Origin of the sequence: Actimicrobium sp. CCC2.4 (assembly GCF_034347385.1) — a bacterium.
GTDB lineage: Bacteria > Pseudomonadota > Gammaproteobacteria > Burkholderiales > Burkholderiaceae_D > Actimicrobium.
Genome location: NZ_CP133777.1, coordinates 1,044,982 through 1,060,527 on the forward strand (window position 1 = coordinate 1,044,982; position 15,546 = coordinate 1,060,527).

A 15,546-nucleotide genomic window follows, 5' to 3' on the forward strand; every position below is an offset into this window, starting at 1 on the left:
TTGAATCCTTCCTCATTCCCTGCCGCTGACCGCTATGCCGTCATCGGCCATCCGGTTGCGCACAGCAAATCGCCTGACATCCATGCGGCCTTCGCCCGCCAGACCGGCCAGATCCTGACGTACGAGAAACTGCTGGCGCCGCTCGACGACTTTGCCGGTAGCGTGCGCGCACTGATTGCCGCAGGGGGCCGTGGTGCCAATGTGACGGTGCCATTCAAGCTCGATGCCTTTGCGCTGGCGACGACGCTGAGCGACAGGGCGCGGGCCGCCGGCGCCGTCAACACCTTGCGCTTCGACGCTGCCGGCGTGTTTGGCGACAACACCGATGGTGCCGGACTGGTTACCGATATCGTCGTCAATGCCGGTGTCGCGCTGCGCGGTAGCCGGATCCTGCTGCTCGGTGCCGGCGGCGCGGCGCGCGGTGTCATCCTGCCGTTGCTTTCGGGCCAACCGGCGCAACTGGTGATCGCCAACCGCAGCAGCGACAAAGCCATCGCGCTGGCGGCGCAATTTGCCCCGCATGGGGCTATCGTGGCGCAGGATTTCGCTGCGCTGGACGGGCAGTTCGATATCGTCATCAATGCGACTGCCGCGAGCCTGGCCGATGCCTTGCCACCGATCGCGGGCAGTTTGTTCGGCGCGCACACACTGGCTTACGACATGATGTATGGCGCACAACCGACGATCTTTTTGCGCTTTGCCGTGCAGCATGGCGCGCGGGTGCGCGATGGTCTTGGCATGCTGGTCGAGCAAGCCGCCGAATCGTTCCTACTGTGGCGCGGCGTGCGTCCGGAGACGGCGGCCGTGCTGGCCGGCCTGCGTGCGGCGCTGGCATCATGAAATCCCTGCGCAAGTTTCTGCTGTTGCTGGTGGTCGTGCCGCTGGTCATCGTGCTGGCGGTCCAGGCCTATTTTTTCCTGCAGATCTGGTGGTGGGTCGACCACAATCCGGGCTCGACGAGCTTCATGCGCGAGCAGGAATCGGTGCTGCGTGACAAAAATCCCGACTTCCGGATCCAGTACACCTGGGTGCCGTACAACCGCATCTCGAACAACCTCAAGCGCGCCATCATCGCTTCGGAAGATGCGCATTTTTCCGAGCATGAGGGAGTCGATTGGGACGCTTTGCAAAAGGCCTACGAAAAGAATAACCGCCGCGGCAAGGTCGTCTCCGGTGGCTCGACCATCACCCAGCAGCTGGCCAAGAATTTGTTCCTGTCGGGCGAGCGCAGCTACGTGCGCAAGGGCCAGGAGCTGGTGATTACCTACATGCTCGAATTCCTGATGGACAAGGAACGCATCTTTGAAATTTATCTGAACGTGGTCGAGCTGGGCGTCGGCGTGTTCGGTGCCGAAGCGGCGTCGCAGCATTATTTCCGGGTGTCGGCCGCCGGTCTCGGTGCCAGCCAGGCCGCACGGCTGGCCGGCATGTTGCCGCGACCACGGTTCTACGACAAGAACCGCGGCTCGGGTTATCTGGCCGGGCGCACCGGGTTGATCTTGCGACGGATGGGGTCGGCGGAATTGCCTTGAGGTGACGTGTTCGTGCGCGCGCTTGCGCCACAAACGCCGCTCAATCCGGGTCCTGCGTTCGGCTGATCAGCACCGTCGCAATCCGGCGGTCCTGCATGGCTGCAATTTCAAAGCGCAGACCATCGAGCTCGATGGCGTCGCCGACGGCCGGCAAGGTCGCAAAGCGCGCCAGCAGGAACCCGGCGATCGACGTGTAATCGTCCTCGTCGGTGACCAGCGCGCCGGTTTCCAGCACTTGTTCGAGGTAGCGTAAATCAGCGCTGCCGGCGACCTGCCAGTTATTTTCGGCCAGCAATTGCACGGTCGGTTGCTCGTCTTCGTCCGGAAATTCACCGGCGATGGCTTCGAGAATATCGAGCGGCGTGACCAGGCCCTGCAGCGTGCCGTACTCGTCGGTGATCAGGATCAACTGGCCGGACGAGCGCTTGAGCGCTTCCATGACTTTCATCACGCCGACGGTCTCCGGCAGGATGATAGGCGGGTGCACGCTGGCGTGCTCGTCGATCCGGCCATGGAGGTCGATGTCGGCGATCAGGTCCTTGGCGCGTGCCACGCCGATGATGTTATCCATCTGTCCGCGCGATACCGGGAAGGTGCTGTGCGGGATGGCGAGGATCTGGCGACGGATCGCCGCCGCGTCTTCGTCGAGGTTGATCCACGATATCTCCGAGCGCGGCGTCATGATCGAGCGGATCGACCGTTCGGCCAGGCTCAGCACGCCGCTGACCATGTTGCGTTCTTCGGCACCGAAGGTCGCCAGTTCGGCCTCCGGTTCGGTACTGGCAGCCAGTTCGCTTTGTTCGGCACGGGTACGACTGCCCAGCAGGCGCAGGATGGCTTCTGCAGTGCGGTCACGCAAGGTCAGGTGTGCAGCCTTGCGCATGAAATTGCGCTGCATCAGCTGATTGAAAAATTCGATCAGGATCGAGAAGCCGATTGCCGCATACAGATAGCCTTTCGGAATCTTGAAGCCGAGACCTTCGGCGACCAGGCTCAGGCCGATCATCAGCAGGAAGCTCAGGCACAGCACCACCACGGTCGGATGTGCATTGACGAACCGCGTCAGCGGCTTCGACGCCAGGATCATGATGGCCATCGAAATGATCACCGCCGCCATCATCACGCCGAGTTCGTCGACCATGCCGACGGCTGTGATGACGGCGTCCAGCGAGAACACCGCATCAAGCACGACGATTTGCGCAATCACCACGCCGAGACTGACGTAGACGCGCGGGCCGCTTTGCACATGGGTGATGCCTTCGAGCCGTTCATGCAATTCCATCGTCGCCTTGAACAGCAGGAACAGGCCACCCAGCAGCAGGATCAGGTCGCGTCCCGAGAAAGCCAGCGGGCCGAGCGAGAACAGCGGCGTCGTCAGCGTGACCAGCCACGAGATCATCGTCAGCAGGCCCAGTCGCATGATCATCGCCAGCGACAGACCGATCAGACGTGCTTTGTCACGCTGATGCGGTGGCACCTTGTCGGCCAGGATCGCGATAAAAATCAGGTTGTCGATGCCCAGTACGATTTCGAGGACGACAAGTGTCAGTAAGCCTACCCAGATAGTCGGGTCGAAGAGCCATTCCATGTGTAATGCCTTGTGCAATAAGAGGATAAAAAGCGCGCGCTGGCGCAGACCGAAGCGGTCCGGAAATCAAAGAAGGTGGCGGGGGCGGTCTTGTCGTGGCGGGGGCGTCGGTACCGGGAAAAACAGTATGCGCGGTACGACCGGCACGTAACCCGGCAACGATGTCGTGGCAGCGATGCTGCGCAGGCAGAAAAAGGTCGGGCTGGTCAGTGCGCTCAGGTCAGTGCTGGCCATCGGCAGGTCGGCCTCATCAGTGACAACCGATTGCGGGCACGACGAGGTGGTGTCGACAGCCGCAGCCGAAGCATGGCCATGAGCAGGAAAATTGAAGCCATCGGCAAGCAGTTGCAACGGAAGCAAACACATCAGGCACAGGACGAGGACTCGTCGCATAGATTCCGGCAGGGTTTCGAAGCGACCGAGTATAACCACAATTGCAGCTCGGCCTTTAATGGTGACTTGCGGTTGCCATGCGCCCGCGATTTTTTCGTCGCCGCCAGGAAGCTGTTTGAAATAGATTGCTGATCTTCCATCCAGGCACGCGCAACATTGCCGGCCTGCTGACCTGCCGATTGGTTGGTGGACCAGAACAGATGGGCAATCAGCTCAGGGCGAGGTCCTCAAAGACGATCCGGGCTGCTGCGATAGTCGCATCGATGACCGCGTCGTCATGCTGTGCCGACACAAAGCCGGCCTCAAAGGCTGCCGGGGCGAAATACACACCATGGTCCAGCATGCGATGGAAGAAGTCATTGAAACGGGTCTTGTCGCTGGCCATCATCTCGGCAAAATTAGCCGGCACCTGCGCCGAAAAATACATCCCGAACATGCCTCCGATGGCATCGGCGCAAAACGCGATGTCGTGTTCTGCAGCGGCGGCCGTCAGGCCCTGCACCAGGCGCAGGGTTTGTGCGGACAGCCCATCGTAAAAACCGGGTACCTGGATTAGCTTGAGGGTGGCCATGCCGGCCGCCACGGCCACCGGATTACCCGACAAGGTGCCGGCCTGATAGACCGCACCGACCGGCGACATCTGCTGCATCAGGTCGGCCCTTCCGCCGAAGGCCGCCACCGGCAAGCCCCCGCCGATGACCTTGCCCAGCGCCGTCAGGTCCGGCACGATGCCGTAGATCGATTGCGCGCCACCGAGCGCCACCCGGAAACCCGACATTACTTCATCGAAAATCAGCACGGTGCCGTACTCGGTACACAGCCGGCGCATCGTTGACAGGAATTCCGGTGTCGCCTTGATCAGGTTCATGTTGCCGGCGACCGGCTCGACGATCACACAGGCGATCTCGTTGCCCACGTCGCGGAAAGCCCGCTCCAGTTGTTCCGGGTCGTTGTAGTCGAGGACCAGCGTGTGCTTGACGAAATCCTGCGGTACGCCGGCCGAGGTTGGATTGCCGAAGGTCAGCAAACCGCTGCCCGCTTTGACCAGCAACGAATCGGCGTGGCCGTGGTAGCAACCTTCGAATTTGATGATTTTGTCGCGTCCGGTGGCACCGCGCGCCAGGCGCAGCGCGCTCATCGTCGCTTCGGTGCCGCTGGAGACCAGCCGGACCTGCTCGATCGACGGCACCAGCCGGCAGATTTCTTCGGCCATCAGCACTTCGCCTTCGGTGGGCGCGCCGAAGCTCAGGCCCAGTACGGCCGCATCCTGCACCGCCTTGACGACGACCGGGTGGGCGTGGCCGACGATGGCCGGCCCCCACGAGCCGATGTAGTCGGTATAGCGCTTGTCATCGGCGTCCCAGAAATACGGGCCGTTGGCGCGAGTCACAAAACGTGGCGTGCCGCCGACCGAACGGAAAGCGCGTACCGGCGAATTGACGCCGCCGGGCGTGGTCAGTTGCGCACGGGCGAACAGGGTGTCGTTATTGGAAGTCATGAGGGCTACGCATTCAGTAAAAATCAGTGTGGGGAGGTATCGTCGGGCGCATCGCCGGCATCGGCGTCGATATCCTGCATCGCCTCGCGCGCCCAGAAATAGCGGTCCGGGATCAGCTTGCCCATGCCCAGGCGCTGAGCCCCGAGCAAGGCAGCGTGAGTGAATTCCTGTGCCTCGAAGACGGCTTCGGGCGCTTCCAGTCCGTTTGCCATCAGCGCAGCAATAGCCGCCGACATGGTCGAGCCGGCGCCGGTGAAAGCGCCCGGCAAACGTGGCCAGTTATCCTGACGGATTACGCCGCCGTCGCTGTAGAGCGTGTTGGTGACTTCATGCACGGCGCCTGGCGTACCGGTTACCAGCAGGAAGGCGCAACCCAGTTCGATCACATGCAGTGCATCGACTTCCAGCGTGTCTTCGACGGTCGGCTCGCGCCAGGTTTCTGCCAGCCGGTCCAGTTCGCCAGCCGACAGCAGCAGCAGGGTTGCCTGTGGCAGCAGCAGTTCACGGATGGCCATCAGCACATCGTCGCCATCCTGCACGTCATCCGGAATGGCCGTGATGAACGGATCCAGGATCAGCGGGATCTCAGGGTAATCGGAGACGATTTCGGCGATCACCGAGACGTTTTCGATGCTGCCGACGGCGCTGACCTTGAACGCGGCTACGGCCATGTCTTCGAGCACGACACGCGCCTGGTCGGAGACCCAGTCGGATTCGGTGATCTCCATGTCTTCGATTTTGGTGGTGTCGCTGATCATCAGCGCGGTGACGACCGACAAGCCGTGGCAGCCCATGGCGGCAAACGATGCAATGTCGGCCTGAATGCCGACGGCACCGGTAGGATCGGCCGCGCCGAAGGTAAGGACGATAGGAGAAGTTTGGTTTTGCACGGCGGGTAGATTAAGATGGCGACTTCGCATTTTACTTGATTGAAGGGCAGCTAACTGTGAGCAACAACGGAACTTCGGACGCAGCGGTAAAGCAGGACTATCAGACATGGATGTGCCTGATTTGTGGATGGGTGTACGACGAGGAAGCGGGCTTGCCCGAAGAAGGTATCGCAGCAGGAACCCGCTGGGCGGATGTTCCGATGAACTGGACCTGTCCGGAATGCGGTGCCCGCAAAGAGGATTTTGAGATGGTGACCATGTAACGGATTGCCGACAGCCGCCCCTTGTGCAAGGGGCGTACGCTTTGATGTGCGGCAAGATATGTTAAAAGTTGGTAGAAAGCATCTTGCTTTTTCGTCGAGTTGCCCTTTATATTGACTCAAGTTAATCGAGAGCCTGCCATGACCACAGCCACTGAACAGTCGGATCCCGCCAGCCTGAAAGTCATGGTCATCGACGACAGCAGCACGATCCGGCGTTCCGCCGAAATTTTTCTGGGTCAGGCCGGTTACCAGGTAGTACTTGCCGAGGACGGTTTCGACGCGCTGGCGAAGATGAACGACAGCCGTCCTGCATTGATTTTTTGCGACATCCTGATGCCGCGACTCGATGGCTACCAAACCTGCGCACTGATCAAGAAAAGTGCACGATTCCATGCCACACCGGTCATTATGCTGTCCTCCAAGGATGGCTTGTTCGACAGGGCTCGTGGCGCACTGGTCGGTTCCGATGCGTACCTGACCAAACCATTTACCAAAGACAGTTTGCTTAAGATCGTGCGCGAATTCACTGCTACGACGCAAGCTGTACCGGTTTTACCTGAAAGTCCCTGATGGCTATCCACAAGATCCTGATCGTCGACGATTCGCCGACCGAGCGCTATTTCCTGACCGATGTACTGGTCAAGAACGGATTTTCAGTCGCGACGGCCGAGAATGGCGAAGAAGCGCTGCGCAAGATTAAGGCAGACAAGCCACAACTGATCCTGATGGATGTCGTGATGCCCGGACAAAATGGTTTCCAGGTCACACGCGCGATTTCGCGTGACCCTGAAACCCAGGACGTGCCGATCATCATCTGTACCAGTAAAGGCCAGGAAACCGACCGCATATGGGGCTTGCGCCAGGGCGCGCGTGATTACATTGTCAAGCCGGTCGATCCGCAGGAATTGTTGGCCAAAATCGCCGCGCTCGGCTAGTCCGGAAGCCATGAATCAGCCCCAAACCGAACCAGTGACGGCACATGCCGAGCGCGGCTATCGCAAACCGGACGCGACTGCGCGACGTCAGCGCATGCGTGATTTCCAGTCGCAACTGTCAGAGCGGATGCAGCAGGCGCGCATCAGTACCCGCGAGCAGACCAGCCAGCTCGGTCTGCAGATTGGTCCCGAACACTGCTTGTTGAGCTTGCGTGAGGCTGGTGAAATTGTCGCCGTCGGCACCATCGCTGGCGTACCGCTGACGCAGCCGTGGTTCCTCGGCCTGGCCAATGTCCGTGGCAATCTGGTCAGCGTGGTTGATCTGGCACAGTTACGCGGCCATGGTCCCACCATCATCGACAAGCAGGCCCGGATCATCGCCTTCGGTCCGTCACTGGGGTTCAATGGGGCGGTATTGGTCTCGCGTGTGCTGGGCTTGCGCGACGTGGCCGCGATGACGCTCCAGCCCGGTCCGGTGGAAGGGCGCATGGCGAACCGCTACCGCGACACGGACGGCACTATCTGGCGGCAGCTCGATGTCTCCGCTCTGATAGCGGATCCGCAATTTCTTCAAGTGGGTGAATGATGTCCGGGGCGACAGTGCGCCGGTATTGCAACAGGATTCAGGAGATCCGTTAATGGCATTGAAGCTTCCTTTATTTTCCGGTGCCGGCGCTGGCGCCGATGCTGGTTCCGACAAGCAGACCCCGCCCATATCGTCCCGGGAGCCCGGTCAGAATGCGACCTTCATCGGGGACGTACTCGAAAATCGCGGCGATATCACGCTGCCGCTGATTGGCCACCTGCCGCTCCAGGAACAGGTTCGGGTGCTGTTCCTGCTGATGGCTGCGGCATTGGTGGCGGTCGGGGTATTCGTCTTCCTCAATGTCAGCTATTCGACCCAGACTTCGACCCAGACCCAGATCGCCGGCGATGCGCTAATGCATACGCAGCGCGTGGGCAAAGCAGCACCGAATGCCATTCAGGGCAACCCGCAGGCATTCATCCAGCTCGACGAATCCCGCAACGAGTTCAATCACGATCTCGACGTGCTGCGCAACGGCGGCACCTTCCAGGGGCGCAGCATCCTTGCGCCGGCTGCCTCGCTGGCGCCGTTGCTCGAGCAGACCGGACAACTCTGGGCTAGTACCGACAAGGCCGCCGCGACCATCCTCAAGCTCCGGAAAGAGCTGTCCGGATTCGGCGCAACGCTCAAGCAACTCAATGCCCTGTCGCCGGACCTGCTTGAACTGACCGAACAGATCGCCACCTTGAAAGTACAAAACGGGGCCAGCCCGCGCGAAATTTCCGCTGCCGGTCAACTGGTCATGCTGACCCAGCGGCTGGGGCGCAGTGCCAATGAATTCCTGACTTCCGAAGGCGTTAATCCCGATACGGCGTTCCTATTGGGCAAGGATGCCAACACCTTCCGCGACATCGTCGAAGGCTTCCTCAATGGCAGCGAGGTACTGCGCCTCGGTGCCACCCGCGACAAAGATAGCCGCGACAAACTGCTTGAACTGCAGACCCTGTTCGTCAAGTATCAGGTAGCCGTGTCGGCGATCCTTGGTAACCTGCAAAATTTCATTGCGGCCAAGCAGGCCGAGCAATTGGTCTTCTCCGAAAATGAAACCCTCAAGCAGCGCCTCAGTGCGCTGCAGCAGTCTTACCGCGACCGGCAGGATGCACAAGCCTGGCCGTTGTATGCGATGGGGCTGTCAGCTTTGCTGGCCGTGCTGGGGGCGATCGGGATTGCGCTGGTGCTGCTGCAGGACAGCCGGAACCGGCGCAAGGAATCGGATATCCGGCGGCAGCAAGCCGAACTGCAGCGCTTCGAGGCGGAGCGTCAGCAAGAAGAAGCCCGCAGTGCCAACGACCAGAATCAGGCCGCCATCTTGCGCCTGATGAATGAACTGCAGGAAGTCGCCGATGGCGATCTGACGGTACAGGCCACCGTATCCGAAGACATCACCGGCGCGATTGCCGACTCGGTCAATTACACCGTTGAAGAATTGCGCGGACTGGTCGGGCGCGTCACCAATACCGCCGAGCAGGTGACCTCGGCCTCGAACGAGGCGCAGCAAATTTCAATTGCGCTGTTGAGTGCCTCGCAGCGCCAGTCGCGCGAAATCCGGGAAACCGGTCAGGCTGTGCTCGATATGGCGCTACAAATTACCGACGTCTCGAAGTCGGCCAACGAGTCGGCCGATGTGGCGCGGCAGTCGGTGAGCGCCGCCGACGAAGGCGCCCAGGCGGTCGAAAACGCGATCAAGGGCATGCACGAAATCCGCGAGCAAATCCAGGAAACCTCGAAGCGCATCAAGCGTCTGGGTGAGTCCTCGCAAGAGATCGGCGAGATCACCGAACTGATTTCGGACATCACCGAACAGACCAACGTGCTGGCGCTGAACGCGGCGATCCAGGCAGCGTCGGCCGGCGAGGCGGGACGCGGCTTTTCGGTGGTGGCCGAAGAAGTGCAGCGCCTGGCCGAACGCTCCGGCGAAGCGACCAAGCAGATCGGCGCGCTGGTGCGCACCATTCAGACCGATACCCACGATGCTGTCGCCGCCATGGAGAAATCCACCCAAGGCGTGGTCGAGGGGGCGCGACTGTCGGACGCGGCCGGTGCCGCGCTGTCTGATATCCGGCGGGTGTCGAACCGGTTGGCCGAACTGATCCAGGGCATCTCGCTATCGACCGAGCAGCAGGCAAGCTCGGCCAATGGCGTGGCGCAGAATATCCAAAACATCCTGAGCGTCACCGAGCAGACCCAGCACGGTACGCAGCAAACCGCCTCATCGATCCGCGAACTGGCGCGACTGGCCGAAGAACTGAAAAACTCGGTGTCGCGATTCAGGGTAACGGCCTGACAGGCTTAGCATCGTCGATGTGGATGATCCGCCCTTCATGGGACGGATTGCTTTTTGAATTTCCGCGAGGTAGTCATGAGCTCCCCAATTAGCGTCACTGCGCCAGGTGTGCGGGATAATTTCGATGCCGGATCACTGTCCTGGATCATGGCGGAAATCCGCGAGGCACTGGACCAATCCCGGACTGCGCTGATCGAAGCCATCCGGCAGGATGACGATGCCCGTCCGACCACGCTGCGGCACGCCCGCGCGTTTCTGCATCAGGCCCACGGGGCCTTGCAAATCGTCGATATCGAAGGTGTCACCATTCTCACCGAAACTGCCGAAGACCTGCTCGAACGGATGGAGTCCGGGCAGGTGCCTGCCTCGCCGCAAGCCGGGCAGGTGCTCGACAATGCCTATCAGGCCTTGCTCGGCTACCTCGATGAATTACTGGCGGGCGTGCCGCAACAGCCGGTGCGACTGTTTCCGTATTACCGTGCGTTACTCGAATTGCGTGGTGCCGAACGGATTCATCCTGCCGATCTGTTTTTTCCGAATCTGGCGGTACGTCCGCAACCGGTTCTGGTCCGCGTTGCCGGTGCGGCACCGGTCGACTATGCAAAGCTGCGTAAGCGTTTCGAGATGGCCTTGCTACCGTTTCTGAAAAAAACGGCGGAGCCGGCGCTGGCCAGTGTGGCCGAGATGCTGGACATCATCGCGCTGGTCGAGCAGGCGCAGCTGACACCGCAGGCGCGCAATTTCTGGTGGGTGCTGCGGGCATTTGCCGAGGGCGTGGCGACCAGCCAGATTCCCGCCGAGCTGTATGTCAAGCAGCTGTTTGCCAGGATTAACCTGCAAATCCGGCGTCTCAGCGAAGGCTCGGCCAGCATCGCCGAACGTCTGCTGCGTGATGCGCTGTTCTTCATTGCCCGCATTGAGCGACCGTCGCCGCTGGCGCAGCAAGTCCGCGCTGCCTATGACCTCGCCGGCAGGGTGCCGCAGGATTATGCGCGGCCCCGGTATAGCGCCGTCGATAGCGATGCGCTGGAGCAGGCGCGCGAGCATCTGCTTCATGCGAAGCAATTGTGGAATCGCCTGGCTGCCGGTGACGCCAGCGTGGCCGCCGCATTCGAAGCCGACACGCATCACCTGGCCGAGGCCGGTACCCGGCTCGGTGCGCCGGCGCTAGCCAAGTTCCTGCGTGAATTCAATGGCATCGCCCGTCATGCTGCGCACAGCCGGCCGGGCGACCAGCTGGGCCTGGATGTCGCGACCGGCCTGCTGTTTATCGATAACGCGCTGACCAATCTGGGCAGTCTCGACGAAGGCTTTGCCACGCGGGCCGATGCGCTCAGTGCGCGCCTGCTATCGCTGGTGGCCGGCGAGGAGCCGCCTGATGCCGGCGGCTGGCTCGACGACATGTCCCGTCAGGCGCAGCAGCGCCAGACCATGGCGGCACTGGCCGGAGAGATGCAATCGAACTTGCGGCAGGTCGAAAAAACCCTCGAAGATTATTTTCGCGACCCGCGCCAGCGTGCCGGTTTGCCATCGTTGCAGCCCGTATTGCACCAGATCGGGGGTGCGCTTGCGGTGCTCGATCAACAGGATGCGACACGGGCAGTCCGGCATATCGAGCGGGCGGTGCAGGCCTTTGCTGATCTGCCCGGAGATGCCGCGCCGGAGGCCGCGGCCTGCTCGGCCGTGGCCCAAAATATCGGCGCCTTGAGTTTCTTCATTGAAACACTGCAATTGCATTCCGACGCCGCCCGCGGGCACTTTAGCTTCGACGACGAGCAAGGCATTTTTCGTGCCGCGCTGACCGGAAAAAAGCCAGCGCCTGAGCGGGCACCGGCACATGATGCGGGCTTGCCGGTGCAGCCCGATCATGACCTCGCTCAGGCCAATCTCAGTGCCGTTCTGGCAGACATATCGCTTGATTTTGCAGACATTCCGGCCGTGCCGGAAGACGTGACCGTTGAGCAGGAAATGCGTCAGCACCAGCAGCAATGTGCCGACCTGGCTGTCGCGCTGGTCGAGCGTCCGGATGATCCGGCGCTGCAGGAAAAATTACGCAGTGTGCTGCAGCAAGTCCAGCGTGACGCCCGACTGCTCGACCATCCCGAAGCCGGTGAACGGGCGAGCGCAGCCATCGCGCTGCTGGCGCAAGCAGATTTTGTGGCCTCGTCCGGAGCGCTGGTCAGCCTGTTGCCCGGCGGCGCCGCGTTGCCGGTCGCACCTGCCATACCGGCACCGCAGACCAAGGCTGCCGTCGATGCCGAGCTGCTGGAAATTTTTCTGGCTGAAGCGGGTGAAGTGCTGGACGCGGTGCGCACGACGCTGCCGCAACTGCAAGCCAATCCGCAAGACAACTTTCACCTCGCTAGCCTGCGCCGGGGTTTTCATACGCTCAAGGGCAGCGGCCGCATGGTCGGCCTGGACGCCTTCGGCAATGCGGCATGGAGCATCGAACAAGTACTCAACCGCCATGTCGCCGATGAAAAAGGCGCGACGCCCGAGGTGCTCGGGCTGATCGGACAGGCCGGACAATTGCTCACCGCCTGGGTCGGCGAGCTCAGTACCGATGGACACTCCGGGCATGACGGACTGGCACTGATCGATGCCGCGCAGCGCCTGCTGGATGGTGCGCCGCTGCGGCTCGATGTGCCGGCGGCCGGCGAAGAACCTATCGCGCCTGTCGTCGAGCCGGAAGCCACGGCGGCACCGGTGACGGCCGTCGGTAGTGCTGAAGTGATCGCCTTCCCGGGCACGACTGTGCCGGTGCGCGACGACAACGTACGGCGTATCGGTGACCTAGAAATCAGCGTAACGCTGCACAGCATCTATCTGGCCGAAACCGATGACCTGGTGCGACTGCTGTCGCACGACCTCGACGAGTGGCGACATGAACCGGAGCGACGTGTCTCGGTGCATGCCGTGCATGCGGCGCATTCGCTGGCAGGCAGCTCGGCCACGGTCGGGTTCAAGGCAATGCAGGAACTGGCGCACGGCCTCGAAGACATCCTGCAACTGCTGGCGCGCAAAACTGTCGTACTGGAAGCGGCCGATTTCGACCGGATTGCGCAATGCCTGGTCCTGATGAAGGGCATGCTGCAGGAATTTGCGCTAGGCGACTTGCCCTTGCCGCAGCCGGTGCAGCTCAACCTGCTGATAGCGCTGTTGCATGAGCTCGACGCCCGCGCGGCCGTGGTGGTCGCGTTGCCCGGTGCAGACGAACCGGACGGTGCTGTCGCCGGCCCCGAGGCCGAACTCGAAGAACTGCTTCAACCTGCGTTGCTCCCAATGCCCGTTACAGCGGCTGTCATCGATGAACTCGATGCCGATCTGCTGCCGATTTTCCTCGAAGAAGGCCGCGACATGCTGCCGCAAATGGGCACCGCATTGCGCGGCTGGCAAAACGAGTTGACCAGTACTGCGCTACCGCAATCGGTGCTGCGCCTGCTGCATACGATCAAGGGCAGCGCCCGCATGGCCGGGGCGATGCAGTTGGGCCAGTACCTGCACGACACCGAAAGCCAGATCGAGACGCTCTTGCACGTCGGTCAGCCGCATCACGCTGCGCTCGACGCATTGCTGGCACGGCATGATCACAGCCTGCACTTGTTCGACTTGCTGCAGAATCCGGCAGTGGCACCGGTCGATGAAGTGCCGATGCCTGAGCGCGCGGTGCCCGCCGGTCTGTCACCGCCGGAGACCGTTACGCCGGCATTGTCTGCCGCTGCCACCGGCACCGCGACCATGGTGCGCGTGCGGGCCGATATCCTCGATCGCCTGGTCAACCAGGCCGGCGAAGTCTCGATCTCGCGGTCGCGACTGGAGACCGAAGTCGGCACGCTGCGCCAGTCACTATCCGAACTGACCGACAACGTCGCCCGCTTGCGCGATCAACTGCGCGAAATCGAACTACAGGCCGATAGCCAGATCACGTCACGCAGGGCGCTGTCGCCCGATGGCGAATTCGATCCGCTCGAATTCGATCGCTACACGCGCTTGCAGGAACTCACACGGATGATGGCCGAGAGCGTCAGCGACGTCGCTTCGGTCCAGCAAAACCTGACCCGTACTGTCGACGAGGCCAGTGTCGAACTCGTCAGCCAGGCACGCTTGACGCGCGAGCTGCAGCAAGACCTGATGCGCGTGCGCATGGTGCCGTTCTCCAGCATCGCCGAGCGGCTCTACCGCGTGACGCGCCAGGTATCGAAGGAAGTCGACAAGCGGGTCAACCTCGATATCCGCGGTGGCAACGTCGAGATCGATCGTGGCGTGCTCGAAAAAATGGCAGGGCCGTTCGAGCACCTGCTGCGCAATGCCATCGTCCACGGTATCGAGCACCGCGAACAGCGCCGCGCTGCCGGCAAAAATGAAACCGGCGAATTACGCGTCGAAATCCGCCAGGAAGGTAACGAAGTCGTGCTGCAATTTTCCGACGACGGTGGCGGGTTAGACCTGCAGCGCATCCGCAGCAAGGCCCTGGCGACCGGCTTGCTGGCACCCGGACGGGAACTTGCCGAGGCTGAGCTCACCGACCTGATTTTCAATCCGGGTTTTTCGACGGTTGTCGAAGTGACCGAACTGGCCGGGCGCGGCATCGGCATGGATGTCGTGCGTGCCGAAGCCGGCAGCCTCGGCGGTCGGGTGGCGATTGCCACGCAAGCCGGGCAGGGTGCGCATTTCACTATCCACTTGCCGCTGACGCTGGCGGTAACGCAAGTCGTCGTCCTGCGTACCGGCGACAAGATCTATGCCGTGCCCTCGGTGCTGGTCGAGCAGGTGCAGCAGCTCAAGGCCACCGCGCTGGCCAGTGCCTACAGCGACGGTGCCATCCAGTGGCAAGGCCAGCGCGTGCCGCTGTTTTATCTGCCAACCTTGCTGGGTGACCGCCAGACCATTGCCGTCACCCAGCAATATGCACCGGTCATCATCCTGCGCAGCGGCAATGACCGCGTCGCGATCCATGTCGATGACATCCAGGGCAATCGCGAGGTCGTGGTCAAGAACATCGGCCCGCAACTGGCGCGCATGGTCGGCATCGCCGGTGCCACGGTGCTCGGCTCCGGCGAGATCATCCTGATCCTCAATCCGGTGCCGCTGGCACAACGCGCGCTGCTCGAGACCGCGCGTCTGCCACTCCTCGACAATATCGGTACCGTCGCAGATGCCCGCCAGCCGGTGCAGGGCTTGCGCGCGCAATCCATCGTCATGGTGGTCGATGACTCGCTGACCGTACGACGTGTGACGCAACGTCTGCTGGCCCGCGAGGGGTTTCAGGTGGTGCTGGCCAAGGATGGCATCGATGCGCTTGAGCAATTGCAATCGATCACGCCCGACATCATGCTGGTCGATATCGAGATGCCGCGCATGGATGGGTTCGACCTGACCCGCAATGTACGCGGCGATGAACGCACCCGCGCCATCCCTATCATCATGATCACCTCACGCACGGCCGCCAAGCACCGTAATTACGCGATGGAACTGGGTGTCGATGCGTATCTGGGCAAGCCGTATCAGGAAGCGGATTTGCTGGGAGAAATTCGTGAATTTTTGGGACGCAAAGTGAGTGGCGGCTGACGCTTTGCC

Annotated in this window: 12 protein-coding genes; 8 read left to right on the forward strand and 4 right to left on the reverse strand. The window is 61.7% G+C overall.

The annotated features are described in order from the left end of the window. Both aroE and mtgA read left to right on the forward strand, forming a co-directional pair. Positions 1-840: a shikimate dehydrogenase gene (aroE, locus tag RHM62_RS04905; protein WP_322124439.1), complete on the forward strand. Its 840-nt coding sequence runs from the start codon at positions 1-3 to the stop codon at positions 838-840. Further along, positions 837-1,532: a monofunctional biosynthetic peptidoglycan transglycosylase gene (gene mtgA, locus RHM62_RS04910; protein ID WP_322124440.1), complete on the forward strand. Its 696-nt coding sequence runs from the start codon at positions 837-839 to the stop codon at positions 1,530-1,532. Before aroE ends, mtgA begins: the two co-directional genes overlap by 4 nt. A gap of 40 nt (positions 1,533-1,572) precedes the next feature. Here the strand turns inward: mtgA and RHM62_RS04915 are convergent, their stop codons facing one another. The 4 genes from RHM62_RS04915 to RHM62_RS04930 all read right to left on the reverse strand — a co-directional run bounded on the left by RHM62_RS04915 (position 1,573) and on the right by RHM62_RS04930 (position 5,901). Continuing rightward, on the reverse strand, positions 1,573-3,120 hold the full coding sequence (locus tag RHM62_RS04915; protein WP_322124441.1) for a TerC family protein: 1,548 nt from the start codon (positions 3,118-3,120) through the stop codon (positions 1,573-1,575). 66 nt (positions 3,121-3,186) lie between these two features. Next, entirely contained in the window at positions 3,187-3,513 is a 327-nt protein-coding gene (locus RHM62_RS04920) for a hypothetical protein (RefSeq protein WP_322124442.1), read from the reverse strand. 208 nt (positions 3,514-3,721) lie between these two features. Then, positions 3,722-5,011, reverse strand: coding sequence for a glutamate-1-semialdehyde 2,1-aminomutase (hemL, locus tag RHM62_RS04925; RefSeq protein WP_322124443.1), 1,290 nt, complete (start codon positions 5,009-5,011; stop codon positions 3,722-3,724). A gap of 23 nt (positions 5,012-5,034) precedes the next feature. Further along, a complete protein-coding gene (locus tag RHM62_RS04930; RefSeq protein WP_322124444.1) occupies positions 5,035-5,901 on the reverse strand; it encodes a hydroxymethylpyrimidine/phosphomethylpyrimidine kinase in 867 nt (288 codons plus the stop codon). Between the two features lie 110 nt (positions 5,902-6,011). Between RHM62_RS04930 and RHM62_RS04935 the strand changes: the two genes are divergently transcribed. From RHM62_RS04935 to RHM62_RS04960, 6 genes are all read left to right on the forward strand, one after another. Beyond that, the gene (locus RHM62_RS04935) at positions 6,012-6,164 is read left to right on the forward strand and encodes a rubredoxin (protein WP_322125322.1); all 153 of its coding nucleotides are present in this window, start codon (positions 6,012-6,014) and stop codon (positions 6,162-6,164) included. Positions 6,165-6,302: 138 nt separating this feature from the next. Then, complete coding sequence (locus tag RHM62_RS04940; protein WP_322124445.1) at positions 6,303-6,734, forward strand: response regulator; 432 nt, start codon at positions 6,303-6,305, stop codon at positions 6,732-6,734. After that, positions 6,734-7,099: a response regulator transcription factor gene (locus RHM62_RS04945; RefSeq protein ID WP_322124446.1), complete on the forward strand. Its 366-nt coding sequence runs from the start codon at positions 6,734-6,736 to the stop codon at positions 7,097-7,099. Before RHM62_RS04940 ends, RHM62_RS04945 begins: the two co-directional genes overlap by 1 nt. A gap of 10 nt (positions 7,100-7,109) precedes the next feature. Next, complete coding sequence (locus RHM62_RS04950) at positions 7,110-7,685, forward strand: chemotaxis protein CheW (protein ID WP_322124447.1); 576 nt, start codon at positions 7,110-7,112, stop codon at positions 7,683-7,685. Between the two features lie 52 nt (positions 7,686-7,737). Further along, positions 7,738-9,969, forward strand: a complete 2,232-nt coding sequence (locus tag RHM62_RS04955; RefSeq protein ID WP_416172288.1) for a methyl-accepting chemotaxis protein — start codon at positions 7,738-7,740, stop codon at positions 9,967-9,969. A 75-nt stretch (positions 9,970-10,044) separates the two neighbouring features. Then, complete coding sequence (locus RHM62_RS04960) at positions 10,045-15,537, forward strand: Hpt domain-containing protein (protein WP_322124448.1); 5,493 nt, start codon at positions 10,045-10,047, stop codon at positions 15,535-15,537. Positions 15,538-15,546 lie beyond the last annotated feature (9 nt).

What these genes read in the sequence shown, in the direction of transcription:
- mtgA (WP_322124440.1), top strand. Translation starts at nt 837, where the DNA reads ATGAAATCCCTGCGCAAGTTTCTGCTGTTGCTGGTGGTCGTGCCGCTG.
- RHM62_RS04915 (WP_322124441.1), bottom strand. Translation starts at nt 3,120, where the DNA reads ATGGAATGGCTCTTCGACCCGACTATCTGGGTAGGCTTACTGACACTT.
- RHM62_RS04920 (WP_322124442.1), bottom strand. Translation starts at nt 3,513, where the DNA reads ATGCGACGAGTCCTCGTCCTGTGCCTGATGTGTTTGCTTCCGTTGCAA.
- hemL (WP_322124443.1), bottom strand. Translation starts at nt 5,011, where the DNA reads ATGACTTCCAATAACGACACCCTGTTCGCCCGTGCGCAACTGACCACG.
- RHM62_RS04935 (WP_322125322.1), top strand. Translation starts at nt 6,012, where the DNA reads ATGTGCCTGATTTGTGGATGGGTGTACGACGAGGAAGCGGGCTTGCCC.
- RHM62_RS04940 (WP_322124445.1), top strand. Translation starts at nt 6,303, where the DNA reads ATGACCACAGCCACTGAACAGTCGGATCCCGCCAGCCTGAAAGTCATG.
- RHM62_RS04945 (WP_322124446.1), top strand. Translation starts at nt 6,734, where the DNA reads ATGGCTATCCACAAGATCCTGATCGTCGACGATTCGCCGACCGAGCGC.
- RHM62_RS04950 (WP_322124447.1), top strand. Translation starts at nt 7,110, where the DNA reads ATGAATCAGCCCCAAACCGAACCAGTGACGGCACATGCCGAGCGCGGC.
- RHM62_RS04955 (WP_416172288.1), top strand. Translation starts at nt 7,738, where the DNA reads ATGGCATTGAAGCTTCCTTTATTTTCCGGTGCCGGCGCTGGCGCCGAT.
- RHM62_RS04960 (WP_322124448.1), top strand. Translation starts at nt 10,045, where the DNA reads ATGAGCTCCCCAATTAGCGTCACTGCGCCAGGTGTGCGGGATAATTTC.